The 22728-nt window shown below is 75.6% G+C and carries 2 protein-coding genes; both read left to right on the top strand.

Annotated features, from left to right (window positions below; translation table 11 throughout):
• Positions 1–33 precede the first annotated feature (33 nt).
• The gene (locus AW271_RS42735; RefSeq protein ID WP_062342995.1) at positions 34–17982 is read left to right on the top strand and encodes a type I polyketide synthase; all 17949 of its coding nucleotides are present in this window, start codon (positions 34–36) and stop codon (positions 17980–17982) included.
• 7 nt (positions 17983–17989) lie between these two features.
• Positions 17990–22728, top strand: a 4739-nt coding sequence (locus tag AW271_RS37390) for a type I polyketide synthase (protein ID WP_157555062.1), incomplete at its 3' end; no start/stop codon positions are given.

Raw genomic sequence — 22728 nt, 5'->3', positions numbered from 1 at the left:
CCATCCTTAGCCGTTCCGGCCAAGCTGCGTTGTATGTCCGACTCCCACACCAGCACCCCCATCGCCGTCATCGGCCTGGCCTGCCGGCTGCCGGGCGCGCCGGACCCCGACTCCTTCTGGCGGCTGCTGTCGGAGGGGCGTGACGCGGTCGGCGCGGCCCCCGCCGGGCGCGGCCTGGGCGAGGCTCCCGGGGCCTACCTCGACGAGGTCGACCGCTTCGACGCCGCCTTCTTCGGCATCTCGCCGAAGGAGGCGGCGGCGATGGACCCGCAGCAGCGGCTCCTGCTCGAACTGGGCTGGGAGGCCCTGGAGGAGGCCGGAATCGTGCCCGCCTCGCTGGCGGGCAGCCGGACCGCCGTCTTCGCCGCCGCCCTCTGGGACGACTACGCCACCCTCCACCACCTGCGCGGCGCGCGGCCCGGCCGGCACGCCATGACCGGCCTGAACCGGGGCGTGCTGGCCAACCGGCTCTCCTACGTGCTCGGCCTGACCGGGCCGAGCCTGACCGTGGACGCGGCGCAGTCGTCGTCGCTGGTGGCGGTGCACCTGGCGAGCGAGAGCCTGCGCCGGGGCGAATCCGATCTGGCCCTGGTCGGCGGGGTCAACCTGATCCTGTCTCCCGACAGCGGGGCACGCAGCGCCGGGTTCGGCGCGCTGTCCCCCGACGGCCGCTGCTTCACCTTCGACGCCCGCGCCAACGGTTACGTGCGCGGCGAGGGCGGGGTGGCGGTGCTGCTCAAGCCGCTGGACCGCGCGCTGGCCGACGGCGACCGCGTGCACGCGGTGCTGCTCGGCGGCGCGGTCAACAACGACGGCGCCTCGGCCGGGCTGACCGTGCCCGACCGGGCCGCCCAGGAGGCGGTGATCCGCGCCGCGCACGCCCGCGCCGGGACCACGCCCGCCGACGTCGGCTACGTGGAACTGCACGGCACCGGCACGCCCGTGGGCGACCCGATCGAGGCGGCGGCGCTGGGGGCCGCCCTCGGCTCGGCCCGCCCGCTGCTGGTGGGGTCGGTGAAGACGAACGTGGGCCACCTGGAGGGCGCGGCCGGGCTGACCGGGCTGCTCAAGGCGGTGCTGGCGGTGCGGCACCGGCGGGTGCCCGCGAGCCTGAACTTCCGCGACCCGAACCCGGCCATCGCCCTCGACGAGCTGGGGCTGCGGGTGGCGGCCGAGCCGGTGGCCTGGCCGCTGGAGGGGCGCGCGGTGGCGGGGGTGAGCTCGTTCGGCATGGGCGGCACCAACGCCCACGTCGTGGTGGCGGAACAGCCCGTCCCGGAACCGCCCGCCGAGTCCGCCGATCGGCCGCTGCTGCCGTTCGTGGTCTCCGGGCGCGACGCGGCGGCGCTGCGGGCGCAGGCCGGGCGGCTGGCGGACGCGGCGCGCGGCCCGGTGGCCGATCTGGCGTACTCGCTGGCGACGACCCGGACCCGGTTCGCCAGCCGCGCCGTGGTGCTGGCCGAGGACGCCGACGGGCTCGCCGACGGGCTGCGGGCGGTGGCGGACGGGCGCGAACACCCGTCGGTGGTGCGCGGGGAGGCGGCCGCGCGGCCCCGGACGGCGTTCCTGTTCACCGGGCAGGGCAGCCAGTACGCGGGCATGGGCGCCGAGCTCTACCGGGCGGAACCGGTGTTCGCCGCCGCCTTCGACGAGGTGGCCGCCGCCTTCGCGCCGCACCTCGACCTGGCCGCCGTCCTCGAAGACGGCTCCCTGGACGAGACCCGGCACACCCAGCCCGCCCTGTTCGCCCTGGAGACGGCGCTGTTCCGGCTGCTCGCGCACCGGGGCGTGCGGGCCGACGTCGTCACCGGCCACTCGATCGGCGAGGTGACGGCCGCGCACGTCGCCGGGGTGTTGTCGCTGCCCGACGCGGCGGCGCTGGTCGCGGCGCGGGCCCGGCTCATGTGGTCGGCGCCCTCGGGCGGGGCCATGGTCGCGGTCGAGGCGACCGAGGAGGAGATCACGCCGCACCTCGGCGACGGGGTCGACCTCGGCGCGGTCAACGGCCCCACAGCCGTGGTGTTGTCGGGCGACGCCGACGCGGTCACGCGGGTGGCCGGGCTGTTCGCCGCCGAAGGACGGCGGACCCGTGCGCTGACGGTGAGCCACGCCTTCCACTCCGCGCACATGGACCCGGTCCTGGACGAGTTCCACGCCGTCGCCGCCACCCTCACCTACCGGCCGCCGGACATCCCGGTCGTGAGCAACGTGACCGGCCGCGTCGCGACGGACGAGCAGCTGACCGACCCCGGGTACTGGACCCGGCACATCCGGCACGCCGTGCGTTTCCACGACGCCCTCACGACTCTGCGCGCCGACGGCGTGACGACGTACCTGGAGCTCGGCCCCGACGCGGTGTTGTCGGCGCTGGCGCCGGGTGGTCTCGCGGTGTTGCGGCGCGGGCGGCCGGAGCAGGCCACGCTGTTGCGTGCCCTGGCGGCGGCGCACGTGCGGGGAACCGAGGCCGACCTGGGCGGCTTCGCGGCCGGGCGGGCGGCGCCGCTGCCGACGTACCCGTTCCAGCGGACCCGCCACTGGTTCGACGAGACGCCCTCGTCCACCCGCGAACCGGCCGACGCGCCTAATCTGCCCGATCTGCTCGACCTGGTGCGCACGCAGACCGCCATCGTGCTGGGGCACGTCACCGGCGACGCGGTCGACGGCGAGCGCACCTTCAAGGACCTGGGCTTCGACTCGATGGCCGCCGTCGAACTGCGCGAACGGCTCGCCGCGGCGACGGGCCTGGACCTGCCGGCGGCGCTCGTCTACAACCACCCGACCCCGCACGCGGTCGTCGCGTCGTTGCGGGCGGAACTGGCCGGGGCCCCCGAGCGGGTCGTGCCTGAACGGGCCGCCGCGCACGCTGAGGATCCCGTGGTCATCGTCGGCATGGCGTGCCGCTATCCCGGCGGGGTCGCCTCCCCCGAGGAACTGTGGCGGCTGGTCGCCGACGGCGTCGACGCCGTCGGCCCGTTCCCCGCCGACCGGGGCTGGGATCTCGACGCCGCCGGTACGGGTTTCGCCCGGCAGGGCGGCTTCCTGTACGACGCCGCCGGCTTCGACGCGGACTTCTTCGGCATCAGCCCCCGGGAGGCGACGGCGATCGACCCCCAGCAGCGCTTGTTGCTGGAGACGGCGTGGGAGGCGTTCGAGCGGGCCGGCATCGACCCCGGGACGCTGCGCGGCTCCCGGACCGCCGTGTTCGTGGGCGGCACGTCGCAGGACTACGGCCCGCGTCTGCACGAACCGGCCGAGGGCTTCGACGGGTACCTGCTCACCGGGAGCACGGTGAGCGTGGCGTCGGGGCGGGTGGCGTACACGTTCGGGCTGGAGGGTCCCGCCGTCACGGTCGACACGGCCTGCTCCTCCTCGCTGGTGGCGCTGCACCTGGCGGTCCAGGCGCTGCGGCAGGGGGAGTGCGACCTCGCCTTGGCGGGCGGGGTGACCGTGATGGCGACGCCCGGCATGTTCCTGGAGTTCAGCCGCCAGCAGGGCCTGTCGGCCGACGGCCGCTGCAAGGCGTTCGCGGCGGCGGCCGACGGCACCGGCTGGTCCGAAGGCGCGGGCCTGCTCCTGGTCGAACGGCTCTCCGACGCCCGCCGCAACGGGCATCCGGTCCTCGCCGTGATCCGGGGCTCGGCGGTGAACCAGGACGGCGCCTCCAACGGCCTGACCGCACCCAACGGCCCCTCGCAGGAACGGGTCATCCGCCAGGCGCTCGCCGACGCCGGCCTGCGCCCCTCCGACGTGGACGCCGTCGAGGCCCACGGAACGGGCACCCGGCTCGGCGACCCCATCGAGGCCGAGGCGCTGATCGCCACCTACGGTCAGGACCGGGAGCGGCCCGCCTGGCTGGGCTCGCTGAAGTCGAACATCGGGCACACGCAGGCGGCGGCCGGGGTCGGCGGGGTCATCAAGATGGTCGAGGCGATGCGCCACGACCTCCTGCCCCGCACCCTGCACGTGGACGCGCCCACCCCGCACGTGCGCTGGAACGACGGCCTCCGGCTTCTCACCGAACCCGTCGGGTGGCCCCATCACGACGACCGGCCTCGGAGGGCGGCCGTCTCGTCGTTCGGCATCAGCGGCACCAACGCCCACGTGGTCCTGGAGGAGGCGGCGCCGCCCATCACGTCGTCAGGCAGTGGTGGGACCACCGCCCATGTGGAACCCGCCTTCACGCCGCCCGGCATCAACACTCATACGGTTCCGGAGGAGTCGCAGCCCGGCATCACGTCGCCCACCACCAACGCCCATGCGGTTGCGGAGGAGCCGGGCGGGACGTTCGGGCCGTTGCTCTTGTCGGCGCGTGGCCCCGAGGCGTTGCGGGCGCAGGCGGGTCGTCTGCGCGATCACGTCACCGCGAGGCCCGGCCTCGATCTGCGGGCCGCCGCCCACACCCTCGCCACCGGGCGGGCCGCGCTCGCCCATCGGGCCGCCGTCGTGACCGGGGACCGGGCCGAACTGCTGGCCGCGCTCGCGGCCCTGGCCGACGACGGGCACCACCCGGCACTGGTCCGTGGTGTGGCGGGGCAGCGGCCACGGACCGCCTTCCTGTTCACCGGGCAGGGCAGCCAGCGGCCCGGGATGGGGCGTGAGCTCTACAAGGCCGACCCCGTGTTCGCCGCTGCCTTCGACGAGGTGCTCGCCGTGCTGGAACCCGGGCTCAAAGAGATCATCTTCACCGGCGGCGAACTGCTCAACCAGACCCGTTACACCCAGCCCGCCCTCTTCGCGCTGCAAACCGCTCTCTACCGGCTGCTGGAACACCACGGACTGCGGCCCGACGCCGTGCTCGGGCACTCGGTCGGCTCCATCGCCGCCGCCCACGTCGCCGGAGTGCTCAACCTGGCCGATGCCGCCACACTCGTCACCGCCCGCGCCCGGCTCATGCAGGAGCTCCCACCCGGCGGGGCGATGGCGGCTCTTTCGCTCGGCGAGGCCGAGACCCTCGCGCTGCTCGAAGGGCTCACCGATCAGGTCTCGCTCGCCGCCGTCAACGGGCCACGCGCCACCGTCGTCTCCGGCACTGCTGAAGCCGTCGAGCAGGTCATCCAGCGTGCCCAGGGCGCGAAGGTCAAGCGGCTGACCGTCAGCCACGCCTTCCACTCACCCCTGATGGAACCCATGCTCGACCAGTTCCGACAGGTCCTCGACACGCTGCACTTCGCCGAGCCGACCATCCCCGTCGTCTCCGACCGGACCGGACAACTCGGCGGGCTCAACAACCCTGATCACTGGGTCAGGCACGTCCGCGAAGCCATCCGCTTCACCGACGCCATCACCACCCTCACCGACATCCACACCTTCGTCGAAATCGGGCCCGACGCCGTCCTCACCGCCCTGCTCCCCGACCACGACGCCCACCCCACCCTCCGCCGCGACCACCCGGAAAACCTCACCCGGCTCCTCGCCACCCTCCACACCACCGGCGTCCACGTCGACTGGCAGACACCCGGCACCGCAAGCCCCGTCGACCTGCCCACCTACCCCTTCCAGCGGGAGCGCTACTGGCTGACGAGCAGGCCGCAGGCCGGGCCGGAGCTGCTGGGCCTCTCGCCCACGGGCCACCCGTTCCTCGGGGCGTCGTTGGAGCGGGCCGACGACGACGGGCTGCTGCTCACCGGGCGCGTCTCCCTGGAGGACCATCCGTGGCTCGCCGGGCACCGGATCGCGGGCTCGGTCCTGCTGCCGGGGACGGCGCTGGTGGAGCTGGCCCTGACGGCGGGCGACCGCGCCGGCGTGCCGCGCATCGAGGAGCTCACCATCGACACGCCGCTGGTCCTGCCGGAGAAGGGCGGGGTCGCCCTGCAACTGTCCGTCGGCCCGGCCGACGGAGAGGGCAACCGCACGCTGAGCGTGCACGCCCGCCCCGACCGCTCCGACGAGCCGTGGCGTCGCCACGCCACCGGCCTGCTGACCCCCGCCCAAGGCACCGCCGTCCGGGCGGCCACCGCCTGGCCGCCCCCGGGCGCGGAACCGATCGATCCCGACGTGCTCTACGCCGACCTGGCCGACGCCGGTTACGCCTACGGCCCCGACTTCCACGGCGTGCGGGCGGCCTGGCGGCACGACGACCGCCTCCACGCCGAACTGGACCTGCCCGGCGACCCCGGCGCGTTCGGGCTGCACCCGGCGCTGCTCGACGCCGCGCTGCACCCGCTCGTGGGCCGCGAACTCCCGCACGCCGACGGGCTGCCCGTCCCGTTCGTGTGGACGGGCGTCGAGCTCTCGGCCACCAAAACCCGCACGTTGCGGGTCACCTGGTCGGGCGACGGGCGGCTGGACGCCACCGACGACAGCGGCCGGCCCGTCGTCACCGCCGAGGGCGTGACCCTCCGCCCCATCCCCGCCGCCCGGCCCGCGTTCCCCGACCTGCACCGCCTCACCTGGACGCCCGTCCCGGCCGCCCCGGCCGAGGGCGACGCCGTCACGATCAGGGTCCCGGCCGGACGCGACGCGGCGGCGTTCGTGCTGAGGGCCGTGCAGGAGGCCGCGGACACCCGGCTGCTCTTCCTGACGGACGGGGCCGTCGCCGCCGTCGAGGGCGACCGGGTCGGCGACCCGTGGCAGGCCGCCGCGTGGGGCCTGCTCCGGACCGCGCAGACCGAGCGGCCCGGCCGGTTCGCCGTCGCCGACGTCCCGCCGGACACCCCGGACGAGGTCCTCGTGTCCCTCCCCCCGGACGAGCCGCAGGTCGCCGTGCGCGACGGGGTGGTGCTCGTCCCCCGGCTCGCCCGCGCCGAGCCGACCGGCGCGGCCACGGTGTTCGACGACCGGACCGTCGTGGTGACCGGCGGCACGGGCGGGCTGGCGCGGCCCGTCGTCCGGCGCCTGGTAGAACGCCACGGGGTGCGGCGGCTGCTGCTGCTCAGCCGGCGTGGGCCGGACGCCGACGGGGCCGCCGCGTTCGCCCGCGAACTGGCCGAGCTGGGTGCGCGGGCCGAGTTCGCCGCCGTGGACGTCGCCGACCGGGAGGCGCTGGCGGCGGTGCTGGCCCGCGTACCGGAAAAGGCGCCGATCGGTGCGGTGGTGCACCTGGCGGGGGTGCTCGACGACGGGGCGCTGGAGTCGCTGACCGGGGAACGGCTCGACAGGGTGTTGCGGCCGAAGGCGGACGCCGCCGCGCACCTGCACGAACTGACCAGGGAACTGCCCCTCGCGGCGTTCGTGTTGTTCTCGTCGGTCTCCGGCGTCGTCGGCACGGCCGGACAAGCGGGCTACGCCGCCGCGAACGCCTATCTCGACGCCCTCGCCCTGCACCGCCGCGCGCTCGGGCTGCCCGCGACGTCGCTGGCCTGGGGGTTGTGGGAGGAGGGCGGCATGGGCGGCACGCTCGACGCGGCGGCGCGGTCGCGCTGGTCGCGGTCGGGGCTGCCGCCGCTGACGGAGGCGCGCGGGCTGGAGCTGCTCGACGCCGCGCTCGCGGCGGGCGACGACGCGGTGCTCGTGCCGGCCGGGGTGGACACCCCGGCGCTGCGGCGGCGCGCGGCGACCGGGCCGCTGCCCGCGCCGCTGCGCGGGCTCGTGCCGCCGGTCCGGCGCAGGACGGCCGGGTCGTGGACGGACCGGGTCGCGGCCCTCTCCGCGCACGAGCGGCCGCGGGCCGTCGCCGAGACGGTGCTGACGGCGGTCGCCGACGTGCTCGGCCACCCCGGCACGGCGGGCATCGACCCGGCCCGCGCGTTCCGGGACCTGGGCTTCGACTCGCTCACCGGGGTCGAGCTGCGCAACCGGCTCGGCACGGTGACCGGGTTGCGGCTGCCCGCCACGGTCACCTTCGACCATCCGTCGGCCGACGCGCTCACCGCCTACCTGACCGGCCTGCTCCCCGGAGCCGCGACCCGCGCGGCGGCCGCCGTGTCGCCCGCCGTGACGCCCGCTGTGACGGGGGTCCGCGACGACGACCCGGTCGTCATCGTCGGCATGGCCTGCCGCTACCCCGGCGGCGTGGCCTCTCCCGAGGACCTGTGGCGGCTGGTCGCCGACGGCGTCGACGCCGTCGGGCCCTTCCCCGCCGACCGGGGCTGGGACCTGGCGTCCCTGTACGACCCCGACCCCGACCGCATCGGCACCTCCTACACCCGGCAGGGCGGTTTCCTGTACGACGCCGCCGACTTCGACCCCGCCTTCTTCGGCATCAGCCCCCGCGAGGCGGCCGCCATCGACCCGCAACAACGGCTGCTGCTGGAGACGGCGTGGGAGACCTTCGAACGGGCCGGCCTCGCCCCCGACTCGGTCCGCGGCTCGCGCACCGCCGTGTTCGCCGGGGTCATGTACAACGACTACGCCGCCCGGCTGACGCGGGCCCCGAAGGACCTGGAGGGCTACCTGCTGACCGGCAACACCGGGAGCGTGTTGTCGGGGCGGCTGGCGTACACCTTCGGGCTGGAGGGCCCGGCCGTCACGGTCGACACGGCCTGCTCCTCCTCGCTGGTGGCGCTGCACCTGGCCGTCCAGGCGCTGCGCCGGGGCGAGTGCGACCTGGCGCTGGCGGGCGGCGTGACCGTGATGGCCGGACCCGGGACGTTCGTGGAGTTCAGCCGCCAGCGCGGGTTGTCGGCCGACGGGCGTTGCAAGGCGTTCGCGGCGGCGGCCGACGGCACCGGCTGGTCCGAGGGCGCGGGCCTGCTCCTGGTCGAACGGCTTTCGGACGCCCGTCGCCACGGCCACCCGATCCTCGCCGTGGTGCGCGGCACGGCCGTCAACCAGGACGGCGCCTCCAACGGCCTGACCGCGCCCAACGGCCCCTCGCAGGAGCGGGTGATCCGCCAGGCCCTCGCCGACGCCGGCCTGTCGCCCGCTGACGTGGACGCCGTCGAGGCGCACGGCACCGGCACCCGCCTCGGCGACCCCATCGAGGCCCAGGCCCTCCTCGCCGCCTACGGACACGACCGCGAGAGGCCCGTCTGGCTGGGCTCGCTGAAGTCGAACATCGGGCACACCCAGGCGGCGGCCGGGGTCGGCGGCATCATCAAGATCGTCCACGCCATGCGGCACGGCGTGCTGCCCAAGACGCTGCACGTCGACGAGCCGACCCCGCACGTCGACTGGGAAAGCGGCGCGGTCCGCCTGCTCACCGACGCCCGGCCGTGGGACCGGCACGACGCCCGGCCCCGCCGCGCGGCCGTGTCGTCGTTCGGCATCAGCGGCACCAACGCCCACGTCATCCTCGAAGAACCGGAGCAAACGCTCAGTCCGGCGGACGACCGGGCGGCCGGGCCGGTGCCGGTCCTGCTGTCGGCCCACCACCCCGACGCCCTGCGGGCGCAGGCCAGGCGGCTGCGCGACCATCTCACCGGCCGACCCGAGCTCGAACCGCGGGCCGTCGGGCACGCGCTGGCCACCGGTCGGGCGCACCTGCCGCACCGCGCCGGGATCGTGGCGACCGACCGGGACGGGCTGCTCGCGGCGCTCGGCGTGCTGGCCGACGGCGGGGAGCACCCGGCCGTCACGCGCGGGGAGGCCGTGGCCCGGCCGCGCACCACGTTCCTGTTCACCGGGCAGGGCAGCCAGCGGCCCGGCATGGGCCGCGAGCTCTACGAGGCCGAACCCGTCTTCGCCGCCGCCTTCGACGACGTGCTCGCGGTGCTGGAACCCGGGCTCAAGGAGATCGTCTTCACCGGCTCCGCGCTGCTCGACGAGACCCGGCACACCCAGCCCGCGCTCTTCGCCCTGGAGACCGCCCTCTTCCGGTTCCTCGACCACCTCGGCCTGCGGCCCGACCTGCTCGCCGGGCACTCCATCGGCGAGGTCACCGCCGCCCACGTCGCCGGGGTGCTCGACCTCGCCGACGCCGCCACGCTGGTCACCGCCCGCGCCCGGCTCATGCACGCCGCCCCGGCGGGCGGCGCGATGATCGCCGTCGAGGCCACCGAGGAGGAGATCCGGCCCCATCTCACCGAGGGCGTCGACCTGGCCTCGGTCAACGGCGCGCGGGCCGTCGTCGTCGCGGGCGACGCCCCGGCGGCGCGGGCGGTCGCGGCGCGGTTCGCCGAACAGGGCCGCCGGGTGCGGCCGCTGAAGGTCAGCCACGCCTTCCACTCGCCGCACATGGATTCGGTCCTGGACGAGTTCCACGCCGTGGCGGCCACCCTCGCCTACCGCGCCCCGGCCGTGCCGATCGTCAGCACGGTCACCGGCCGGATCGCGACGGCGGAGGAGCTCGCCGACCCGGCGTACTGGGCCGGGCAGATCCGGCGGACGGTCCGGTTCCACGACGCGGTGACGGTGCTGCGCGACCACGACGTCAGCACGATCCTCGAACTGGGGCCCGACGCCGTGCTGAGCGCGCTCGCCGGCGACGGGATCCCGCTGCTGCGCCGCGACCACGCCGAACCCCACACCGTGTCGGCGGCGATCGTGGCGGCGTACACGAAGGGCACCCCGCTCGACCCCGCCCGGCTCGTCGAGGGCGGCGGCCCACCGGCCGACCTGCCGACCTATGCCTTCCAGCGGGCCCGCTACTGGCTCGACGCCACTCCGGCCGAGAGCCTGTTCGAGCAGGTCACCGAGCTGGGCGACGGCGGCGTGCTGCTCGCGGGCCGGTTGTCGGAGGGCGCGCACCCGTGGCTGGCCGACCACCGCGTCGCGGGCGGCACCCCGCTCCCGGGGGCGTTCCTCGCCGAGGCGGCGCTCCAGGCGGGCGCGCACGCGGGGGTCCCGGTCGTCGACGAACTGACCCTCGAAGCGCCCCTGCCGCTCCCGGCCCGGTTCCAGGTGCTGGTGGAACCGGCGGGCGACGACGGGCGGCGCGCGTTCGCCGTGCACGCCAGGAACGGCGACGAGCCGTGGACGCGGCACGCCTCCGGCCACCTCACCACGACCGCCGCCGACCCGGCCGCCGCGCCGGAGACCTGGCCGCCCGCCGGGGCCGAGCCGGTGGACGTGCCCGCCTGGTACACCGCCCTCGCCGACCTCGGCTACGACTACGGGCCCGCGTTCCGGAACGTCCGGGCGGCCTGGCGGTCGGGCCGCACGATCTTCACCGAGGTCGTGCTCGACCTCCCCGGCGACGCCCGGTTCGGGCTGCATCCCGCGCTGCTCGACGCGGCGCTGCACCCGCTGCCCGTCACCGGCGACGGCGCGGGGTTGCGGCTGCCGTTCTCCTGGTCGGGTGTGCGGCTGCACGCCTCGGGGGCGTCGGCGGTCCGGGTCCGCATCGACCTGGACGACCGGGACGGCGCGGCGCTGACGCTCTGGGACGAAGCGGGCCGCCCGGTCGCCTCGATCGCGTCGGTGGTCCTACGCGCCGGCGCGAAATCGGCGCCCGCCTACGAGCTCACCTGGCGGCCCGTCCCGCTCCCGGCGAGCGTCTCCGAGGAGACCGACCTCGTTCAGGCCCCGTCCGCCGAGGCGGCTGAATGGGCGCTCGGGCTGGTCCAGGCCCGGTTGTCCGGCGACGCGCCCCGGCTGGCCCTCGTCACCAGCCGCGCGGTCGCCACCCGAGGCGGCGAGCCGGTGGAGCAGCCGGGCCAGGCCGCCGCCTGGGGCCTGGTGCGCAGCGCGCAGAGCGAGCACCCGGGCAGGTTCGTGCTGGTCGACACCGACGGCACGGCCGCCTCCGACCGGGCGCTGGCCGCCGCGCTGGCCCTGGACGAACCGCAGTTCGCCCTCCGCGACGGGCGGGTGCTGGTGCCCCGCCTGACCAGGATCGGCGTCGGCGCGGGGGCGAGCCGGCTGCGGCCGGACGGGACCGTGCTGATCACCGGCGCGACCGGGTCGCTCGGCGGGCTCGTCGCCGAGCACCTCGTCGTCCAGCACGGGGTCAGGAACCTGCTGCTGGTCAGCAGGCGCGGCCCGGACGCGCCCGGCGCCCGCGACCTGCTCGACCGGCTGGCTACCCTCGGCGGCGTCCCGGAACTGGTCGCCTGCGACCTCGCCGACGGCGACGCGCTGGCCCGGCTGCTCGCCGACCGGCCGGTCACCGCCGTGATCCACACGGCGGCCGTGCTCGACGACACGACGATCGCCGACCTGACGCCGGAGCGGCTGCGCGCCGTCCTGTCGGCCAAGGCCGACGGGGCCGGCCACCTGAGCCGCCTCACCCGTGATCTCGACGCGTTCGTGCTGTTCTCGTCCATCACCGGCACCATCGGCACGGCCGGGCAAGCCAACTACGCCGCCGCCAACGCCTACCTCGACGCGCTGGCCGCCCACCGCCACGCGCTCGGCCTGCCCGCCACCTCGCTCGCGTGGGGCCTGTGGGAGCAGGACGACGGCATGGCGTCCCACCTGTCGGCGGCCGACCTGGCCCGGCTGGCCCGGACCGGCGTCGCGCCGCTCTCCCGCGACGACGCGCTGACCCTGTTCGACGCGGCTTTGCGGACCGAATGGGCCGACCGTCCCGTGGTCGTGACGGCCCGCCTCGACACGAAGGCGGTGACCGCGCCGGTGCCGCCGCCGTTGCGGTCGCTCGTGCCGCGGCGGCAGGCGGTACCCGCGCCACGCCGCGCGGCGACCGACCTGCTCGGCCTGGTCAGGGAGACCGCCGCGACCGTGCTCGGGCACGCGTCGGCCGAGCCCGTCGCGGCCGGGCGCGCCTTCACCGACCTGGGCTTCGACTCGCTGGCCGCCGTCGACCTGCGCAACCGGCTGAGCGCCGCCGTCGGCGTGAAACTGCCCACCACCCTGGTCTTCGACCACCCGACCCCGGCCGCCCTCGCGACCTGGCTGGGCTCGCGGCTCGCCGACGAGACGCCCCAGCCGGCGGCGGGCGCCCCGGTGACGCGGGCCGACGACGACCCGATCGCGATCGTCGCGATGGCCTGCCGCTACCCCGGCGGAGTGGCCTCGCCGGAGGACCTGTGGCGGCTCGTCGCCGACGGCGTCGACGCCGTCGGCCCCTTCCCCGCCGACCGGGGCTGGGATCTCGCGTCCCTGTACGACCCGGACCCCGCCTCCCCCGGCACCAGCTACGCCCGTGACGGCGGTTTCCTGTACGACGCCGCCGGGTTCGACGCCGGGTTCTTCGGCATCAGCCCCCGGGAGGCGGCCGCGATCGACCCGCAACAGCGGTTGTTGCTGGAGACGGCGTGGGAGACGTTCGAGCGGGCCGGCATCGACCCCGGCACGCTGCGCGGCTCGCGCACGGGCGTGTTCGCCGGGGTCATGTACAACGACTACGGCGCCCGCCTGCACCAGGCCGCCCAAGCGCCCGATGGTTTCGAGGGATACCTGGTCAGCGGCAGCGCGGGGAGCGTGGCGTCGGGGCGGGTGGCGTACACGTTCGGGCTGGAGGGCCCGGCCGTCACCGTCGACACGGCCTGCTCCTCCTCGCTGGTGGCGCTGCACCTGGCCGTCCAGGCGTTGCGGCAGGGCGAGTGCGACCTCGCCTTGGCGGGTGGGGTGACGGTGATGGCCAGCCCCGCGACGTTCGTGGAGTTCAGCCGCCAGCGCGGACTCTCCCCCGACGGCCGCTGCAAGGCGTTCGCGGCGGCCGCCGACGGCACCGGCTGGTCGGAGGGCGCGGGCCTGCTCCTGGTCGAACGCCTCTCCGAGGCGCGCCGCAACGGCCACCCGATTCTGGCCGTGGTCCGGGGCACGGCGGTCAACCAGGACGGCGCCTCCAACGGCCTGACCGCACCCAACGGCCCCTCGCAGGAACGGGTCATCCGCCAGGCGCTCGCCAACGCCGGCCTGACCGCTGCCGACGTCGACGCCGTCGAGGCCCACGGCACCGGCACCCGCCTCGGCGACCCCATCGAGGCTCAAGCCCTCCTCGCCACCTACGGGCAGGACCGGGACCGGCCCGCCTGGCTGGGCTCGCTGAAGTCGAACCTCGGGCACACGCAGGCGGCGGCCGGGGTCGGCGGCATCATCAAGATGGTCCAGTCAATGCGGCACGGCCTGCTCCCCCGCACCCTGCACGTGGACGAGCCCACCCCGCACGTCGACTGGGAGAGCGGCGCGGTCCAGCTGCTCACCGAGCCCGTCACCTGGTCGCCCGACCCGAACCGGCGACGCCGGGCCGCCGTCTCGTCGTTCGGCATCAGCGGCACCAACGCCCACGTGGTCCTGGAGGAACCGCAGCCCGCCGACACCAACGCCCATGTAGCCCTGCAGGGACCGCAGCCCGCCAGCACCAACACGCAGGTAGCCCTGAAGGGACCGCAGCCCGCCAGCACCAACACGCAGGTAGCCCTGAAGGAGCCGCAGCCCGCCAGCACCAACGCCCATGTAGCCCTGGAGGGACCGCAGCCCGCCGACACCAACGCCCATGTAGTCCTGGAGGAGCCGCAGCCCGCCGGGACCAAGCCTCATGTGGTGCTGGAGCCCGACGTCACGCCCGACGTGGTGCCTGGACCGCTGCTCCTGTCGGCGCACAGCCCGGAGGCGCTGCGGGCGCAGGCGCGTCTCCTGCACGACCACCTCGCCGCCGATCCCGCGCCCGACCTCGCCGCGACCGCCCGCACGCTCGCCACCGGCCGGGCCGCGCTGGCCCACCGGGCGGCCGTCGTCACCGAGGACCGGGCCCAGGTGCTGGCCGCGCTGACGGCTCTGGCCGACGGCGACGGGCACCCCGCGCTGGTCACGGGGGAGGCCACCGAGCCGAAGACGGCGTTCCTATTCACCGGGCAGGGCAGCCAGCGGCCCGGGATGGGGCGTGAGCTCTACAAGGCCGAACCGGTCTTCGCCGCCGCCTTCGACGAGGTGCTCGCCGTGCTGGAACCCGGGCTCAAAGAGATCATCTTCACCGGCGGCGAACTGCTCAACCAGACCCGTTACACCCAGCCCGCCCTCTTCGCGCTGCAAACCGCTCTCTACCGGCTGCTGGAACACCACGGACTGCGGCCCGACGCCGTGCTCGGACACTCGGTCGGCTCCATCGCCGCCGCCCACATCGCCGGAGTCCTCAACCTGGCCGACGCCGCCACACTCGTCACCGCCCGCGCCCAGCTCATGCAAGAACTCCCACCCGGCGGGGCGATGGCGGCGCTTTCGATCGGCGAGGCCGCCGCGTTGGAGCTCCTGGATGGGCTCAGCGACCACATCTCACTCGCCGCGATCAACGGCCCGCATGCCACCGTCGTCTCCGGCACTCATGAGGCCGTCGAGCAGGTCATCCACCGCGCCCAGGGCGCGAAGGTGAAGAGGCTGACCGTCAGCCACGCCTTCCACTCACCCCTGATGGAACCCATGCTCGACCAGTTCCGACAGGTCCTCGACACGCTGCACTTCACCGAGCCGACCATCCCCATCGTCTCCGACCGGACCGGACAACTCGGCGGGCTCAACAACCCTGATCACTGGGTCAGGCACGTCCGCGAACCCATCCGCTTCACCGACGCCATCACCACCCTCACCGACATCCACACCTTCGTCGAAATCGGGCCCGACGCCGTCCTCACCGCCCTCCTCCCCGACCACGACGCCCACCCCACCCTCCGCCGTGGTCAGCCCGAGGACCTCACCCGGCTCCTCGCCACCCTCCACACCACCGGCGTCCACGTCGACTGGAAAACACCCGGCACCACGAGCCCCGTCGACCTGCCCACCTACCCCTTCCAGCGGGAGCGCTACTGGCTCAACCCGCCGCCCGTGCGCCCGGCCGGCCACGACGACCCCGGCCACCCGCTGCTCACCTCCGCCGTCGACCTGGCGGGCGATGGAATCGTGCTCACCGGGCGGTTGTCCGTCCACAGCCATCCCTGGCTGGCCGACCACGCCATCGCGGGCACGCCCCTGCTCCCGGCCACGGCCCTGCTCGACCTGGCCCTGCACGCGGGCGACCGCGCAGGCGCGCCGGTCGTCGAGGAGCTCACGCTGCTCGCGCCGCTCCCCGTCGAGGGGGCGGTCGTCGTCCAGGTCGCGGTCGCCGCGCCGGGGCCCGACGGGCGGCGGGCCGTGACCGTGCACTCCCGCGACGACGCGCCCGGCGGCACGTGGACCACCCACGCCTCCGGCCACCTCACCGGGGACAGCCCGCGAGAACCGGCGGCGCCGCAGGCGTGGCCGCCCGGCGAGCCGGTCGACGTCGACGGCGCCTACGAGCGGCTGGCCGCCCTCGGCTACGGCTACGGCCCCGCCTTCCGGAACCTGCGCGCCGCCTGGCGGCACGGCGACGACCTGTTCGCCGAGGTCACCCGGGGTGAGGTGGGCTTCGATCCCGTGCTGTTCGACGCCGTCCTGCATCCGCTCGCGCTGGCCGGCGACACCGTGCGGTTGCCGTTCTCGTGGACCGGTGTGCGGCGCGGCGAACCGGCGGCCGAGACCGTCCGGGCGCGGCTGACCCCGAAGGGCGGCGACCGGTTCGCCCTGTTCGTGTGGAATCCCGACGGCGGCGTCGTCCTGGAGGGCGAGCTGGCCGTGCAGGTGAAACGGTCGGGCGGGCTGCACCGCGTGGCCTGGACCCGGACGTCGAGCCCCGCCGCCGCGCATTACACGCTGCTGCGCTCGGCCGGGGAGGCGCTCGACCACCTGCGTGCGCCCGGGACCGGTGACGTGGTGCTCGACGTGCGCGGCACCGGCTACGGGCCGGTCACCTCGGCGGTGCTGGAGGTCGTCCAGGCCTGGCTGGAGAAGAACGCGCCGGGCCGGCTCGCGGTGCTGACTCACCACGCGGTCGGGGTGCTCGACGGCGACCCCGTCACGGGGCTGGCCCAGTCGGCGTTGTGGGGGCTGGTGCGCACGGCGGAGACCGAGCATCCCGGCCGGTTCGTGCTCGTCGACACCGACGGCTCGGCCGACCCCGGGGTGGCGCTGGCGCTGCGGGAACCCCAGGTCGCCCTCCGGAACGGCGGGGCCTACCTGCCCGCGCTGGCCCCCGTCCCGGTGCGCACGGACCCCGCGCCGATCCGGGCCTACGGGACCGTGCTGCTGACCGGGGCCACCGGCGCGCTCGGGGCGCTGCTGGCCGAGCATCTCGTCACCCGGTACGGCGTGCGGCACCTGCTGCTCGTCAGCAGGCGCGGCCCGGCCGCCCCGGGCGCGGCCGATCTGGTTCGGCGGCTGACCGAGCTGGGCGCGGAGCCCGTCGTGGCGGCCTGCGACACCGGCGACCCCGTGGCGTTGCGGCGGCTGCTCGACGGCGTCCCGGCCGACCGGCCGCTCAGCGCGGTCGTGCACGCCGCCGCCGTGCTCGACGACACGACCGTCACCGACCTCACGCCCGGACGGCTGCACTCCGTGCTGACCGCCAAGGCCGACGCCGCGCACTTCCTGCACCATTTCACCCGGCACCGGCCGCTCGACGCGTTCGTGGTGTTCTCCTCGGTCGCCGGGGTCATCGGCAACGCCGGGCAGGCGAACTACGCCGCCGCCAACACCTATCTCGACGCCCTCGCGGGGCACCGGCACGCGTTGGGGCTGCCCGCGACGTCCATCGCCTGGGGGTTGTGGGCGCAGGAGGGCGGCCTGGCGGGCGGGCTCGGCGCGGCCGAGCTGGCCAGGATCGCCCGCACGGGCGTCGCCCCGCTCGACTCCGGCGACGCGCTGGCCCTGTTCGACGCCGCGCTCGCGGGCGGCGTCCCGGCCGTGGTCGCGGCCCGGTTCGAGCGGCTGCCGCGCCTCGTGGCCGCCAGACCCCCGGCCGCGAAGCGGGAGGAGGGTGTTCCGCCGCTGGTCAGGACGTTGACCGGCGCGCCGATCGCCGACCGGCCGGGGCTCGCGCTGAAGCGGGTGCGGGACGTGGTCGCCGACGTGCTGCGGCTGCCGTCGGGGCGGACCGTGCCGTCGGAGCGCGGCCTGCTCGACCTCGGCTTCGACTCGCTGACGGCCGTCGAGCTGCGCAACCGGCTCGCGGTGGAGACCGGGCTGCGGCTGCCCGCCACGCTCCTGTTCGACCATCCGACCCCCACCGCGCTCGCCGCCCACCTGCACGGCGAACTCGCCCTCCGGCTCCCCGGCGGCACGCCCCCGGCCCCGGCCCCGGCCCCCACGACACCGGCCCCCGGCCCGGTGGACGTCGTCCGCGACGCCACCGACGAGGAACTCTTCCAGCTCATCGACACGCAACTCGGTTCCGACCACGAGGAGAGGTGATGGCGCGATGACCACCGAGACGACCGGCGCCACCGAGGCCCGGCTGCGCGACTACCTCAAGAGGGTCACCGGCGACCTGCTGCAGACCCGGCAGCGGTTGTCGGAGGTCGAGTCGGCCCGCCACGAGCCGATCGCGATCGTCGGCATGGCCTGCCGCTACCCGGGCGGCGTGCGCTCGCCGGAGGACCTGTGGCGGCTCGTCTCCGAGGGCGTGGACGCGATCTCGCCGTTCCCCGCCGACCGGGGCTGGGACGTCCCCGCGTTGTACGACCCCGACCCGGCGCGCGTCGGGCGGACGTACACGAAGGAAGGCGGTTTCCTGCACGACGCCGCCGACTTCGACCCGAGCTTCTTCGGCATCAGCCCCCGCGAGGCGGTCAGCATGGACCCGCAGCAGCGGCTTCTGCTGGAGACCGCCTGGGAGGCGTTCGAACGCGCCGGCATCGACCCGGAGTCGGCGCGCGGCTCCCGGACGGGCGTGTTCGCGGGGGTCATGTACGCCGACTACGGCGGCCGGATCAGGCAGGCGCCCGAGGAGCTGGAGGGCTACATCGGCACCGGCAGCGCGGGCTCGGTCGCCTCGGGCCGCCTGTCGTACGTGCTCGGCCTGGTCGGTCCCGCCATCACGATCGACACGGCCTGCTCGTCGTCGCTGGTGGCGCTGCACCTGGCGGTCCGCGCGCTGCGGGCCGGCGAATGCGACCTGGCCCTCGCGGGCGGCGCGACGGTGATCGCCACGCCCGGCCTGTTCGTCGAGTTCAGCCGCCAGCGCGGCCTGTCGCCCGACGGCCGCTGCAAGGCGTTCGCGGCGGCGGCCGACGGCACGGGCTGGGGCGAGGGCGTCGGCCTGCTCCTGGTCGAGCGGTTGTCGGACGCGGTCCGCAACGGCCACCCGGTCCTGGCGGTGGTGCGCGGCACCGCGGTCAACCAGGACGGCACCAGCGGCCAGCTCTCGGCCCCGAACGGTCCCGCCCAGCAGCGCGTCATCCGCGCGGCCCTCGCCGACGCGGGCCTGTCGCCCGCTGACGTGGACGCCGTCGAGGCGCACGGGACGGGCACCCGCCTCGGCGACCCGATCGAGGCGCAGGCGCTGCTCGCGACCTATGGGCAGGAGCGGGAGGAACCGGCCTGGCTGGGGTCGCTGAAGTCGAACATCGGGCACACGCAGGCGGCGGCCGGGGTCGGCGGCATCATCAAGATGGTGCACGCGATGCGGCACGGCGTGCTGCCGAAGACGCTGCACGTGGACGAGCCCAGCCCGCACGTCGACTGGTCGACGGGCGCGGTGAACCTGCTGACCGAGGCGCGGCCGTGGGGCAGATCCGGCGACCGTCCCCGCCGCGCGGCGGTGTCGTCGTTCGGGATCAGCGGCACCAACGCCCATGTCGTTCTGGAGGAGAGCCCGCCCGGCGACCGGACATCCGCCGGAACGTCCGGCCCGGTGCCGGTGTTGGTGTCGGCGCACAATGCCGAGGCGTTGGCGGCGCAGGCACGGCGGTTGCGCGACCACCTCGCCGCCCGGCCCGACCTGGAACCTGAGCACATCGCGCCCACCCTCGCCACGGGACGGGCCGCGCTCCCGCACCGGGCCGTGGCCGTCGCGGACGACCGGGCCGCCTTGTTCGCGACCCTCGACGCGCTTGCCACGGACCGCCCGCACCCGAACCTGGTCAGGGGGGTGGCGGCGCCGCGCGGGAAGGTGGTCTTCGTCTTCCCGGGTCAGGGGTCCCAGTGGGACGGGATGGCCCGGGACCTGCTGGCCACCTCTCCCGTGTTCGCCGAGCACCTGCGGGCCGCCTCGCGGGCGATCGAGGCCCATGCGGGCTGGAACCTGATCGACGTGCTGAACGGCCCGCCCATCGATCGGGTGGACGTCATCCAGCCCGCGTTGTTCGCCGTCATGACCAGCCTGGCGCGTCTGTGGGAACACCACGGCGTGCGCCCGGACGCGGTCATCGGCCACTCGCAGGGCGAGATCGCCGCCGCCCACATCGCGGGGGCGCTCACCCTCGACGACGCCGCCAAGATCGTCACCCTCCGGTCGAAGGCGCTGCTCGCCCTGGCCGGAACCGGCGGCATGGCCTCCGTCGCACAGAGCGCCGCCGCCCTGGCCGACCACCTCGCCCCCTACGACGACCTGCACATAGCCGCCCACAACAGCCCCAACGCCACCGTCATCGCCGGCGACGCCACCCAACTCGACCACCTGCTGGGCACCCTCGACGCCCGCAGGATCCCGGTCGACTACGCCTCCCACAGCCCCCACGTCCACCGCCTCCGCGACGAACTCCTGGCCCTGCTCGACGGCATCCGGCCGCAACCCGCCGCCGTCCCCCTCTACTCGACCGTCACCACCGAGGTCGCCGACCTCACCGCCGAGTACTGGTTCGACAACCTCGCCCGCCCGGTCCACTTCCACCAGACCCTCGAACGGCTCGTCGACGACGGCTACACCACCTTCGTCGAGGCGAGCCCCCATCCCGTTCTCACGACGCCCGTCCAGGACACCGTCGACGACCCCGCCCTCCTGGTCACCGGCACCCTGCGCCGCGACAAGGGCACGCTGCACCAGTTCCACCTCAACCTGGCCGCGCTGAAGACCGGCGGTCACGACGTGGACTGGCACCTGCCGGAGCAGGGCGTCACCGACCTGCCGACCTACGCCTTCCAGCGCGAGCGCTACTGGCTGGAGGACGCCGCCGCCCCCGGCGACCCCGAGAGCCTGGGACTTCGCGCCACCCGCCATCCCCTGCTGCCCGCCTCGACCACCCTCGCGACCGACACCCTCCTGCTGACCGGACGGGCCGCCGCCCGCATCCACCCGTGGCTGACCGAGCACACCATCCACGGCACCCCGGTGCTGCCCCCGGCCGCCTACCTCGACCTGGCCCTCCAGGCAGGGCACGCCCTCGGCGGCCTGGCGGTCGCGGACCTGGCGGCAGGGCCACCCCTGCCCCTTTCCGCCGAGGGCGGCGTGGACCTCCAGCTCACCGTCGGCCCACCGGACGAACGAGGCGAGCGCCCCTTCACCCTGTACGCACGCCCCGGCGACGCCGAGGAGGTGCCCTGGACCAGCCACGCCTCCGGCGCATTGACCGCGACAACCGCGCCGGTTCCGCTTTCCGCGTCGGTTGCGCCGCCCGTCTCCGCCCCGCCGACCGTCCCTGACACGCCAGCGCCGCCAGGCGCGACGGCTCCGGCTTGGCCGCCACCCGGTGCGGTTGAGGTCGACGTGGCGGAGGTTCACGCGGCTCTGGCCGCTGCCGGGCATGACCAGGGCGCCTCCTTCGGCGGCCTGACCCGGCTGTGGCGTCGCGACGACGAGGTCTTCGCCGAGGTGAGTGGCTCGGTCGTCGCCGACTCTCCCCGGCACGCCCTGCACCCCGCCCTCCTCACCGCCGCGCTGCAACCGCTGCTCGCCGAGGCGGGCACGGCGGCCGTGCCGGCCGAGTGGCGCGGGGCGGTCCTGCACACGCCGGGAGCCGGCGCGCTCCGGCTGCACGCCACCCGCATCGGGGAACACGAGTTCGCCCTCGTCGTCACCACCTCCGACGGTGCTCCGGTCGCCACGGTCGAGTCAGTCAGGTTGCGGCGGCTCGACGGGGTGCGGCCCGCCGACGCGCGGCCCGACCGGTTCCTGACCCTCACCTGGCCCGAGACGCCGTTGCCCGCCGAACCCGCCGTCTCCTACACGGTGGCGGCCCCGGGCATCCCCGGTCTCGCCGAGCCCGATACGGGCGACGACGCCGCGTTCGTGCTGCTTCCGGTCACCTCGGCGAGCACCCTGCTGCCCCGCCTGCTCGACTGGCTGGCCGGCGACTCGGCCGCCCGGCTCGTGATCGTCACCCGGCACGCCGTCACCGTCGCCGCCGGCGACGTGCAGGACCTCGCGCCCGCGCCCGTCTGGGGGCTGGTCCGGGCAGCCCAGTCGGAGCATCCCGGCAGGATCTCCCTGATCGACCTCGACGGGCACGAGTCGTCGCTCCGTGTGCTGCCCGCCGCCCTCGCGCTCGATGAGCCGCAGGTCGCGTTGCGGCAGGGGGTCGCGCACGTCCCGCGCCTGGTCACCGCCGCTCCGGCCGACTTCCCGGCGGAGGTGCGGCGGCGGGCGGGGACCGTTCTGGTCTCGGGGTCCGGCGACCTCGCCGCGGCGGCGGCCGAGCATCTGGTCACCGTTCTCGGGCGCGACCGGCTGCTCCTGGTGGGGGGCGACGCCGAGCTGGCCGGGTGGTTGCGGGAGCTGGGGGCCGACGTCTTGGTCGCCGCCGACGGGGCGGCCGACCGGGAGTCGCTGGCCGAGGCGCTGGCGCTGCTCCCGGCGGAGCATCCGCTGACGGGGGTCGTGCACGTCGCCGACGCCGATGTGGAGTCGGTGCTCACGTCGTACACACCCGAGCAGTTCACCACCGGGCTGCGCCGCGCCGGTGACGCGGCCTGGAACCTGCACGAACTGACCCTCGGCCTCGACCTCGACCTGTTCGCGCTGCTCACCCCGCACGTCTCCGGGGTGCTGGGCGGGACGGGGCAGGGCGCGCGGGCCGCGACCGGCGCCTACCTCGACGCGCTCGCGCACCACCGCGCCACGCTCGGGCTGCCGGGCGTCGCGCTCGCCTGGGGCCCCAGGGAGGAGGACCCGGCTTCCGGACGGGCCGGGCTGGTGCCGGCAGGCGCGGGGCAGAGCGCGCCGCTGTTCGGGCTGGCGCTGGGCTCCGCGCGGGCCGCGCTGGTGGCGGCCCGCCCGGCGAC

The sequence above is a fragment of the Herbidospora sakaeratensis genome, from assembly GCF_001570525.1.
GTDB classification, from domain to species: domain Bacteria; phylum Actinomycetota; class Actinomycetes; order Streptosporangiales; family Streptosporangiaceae; genus Herbidospora; species Herbidospora sakaeratensis.
Note: the sequence above shows the minus strand (reverse complement) of the source record. Positions and strands in the feature narration are given on the sequence as shown.

What these genes read in the sequence shown, in the direction of transcription:
- AW271_RS42735 (WP_062342995.1), top strand. Translation starts at nt 34, where the DNA reads ATGTCCGACTCCCACACCAGCACCCCCATCGCCGTCATCGGCCTGGCC.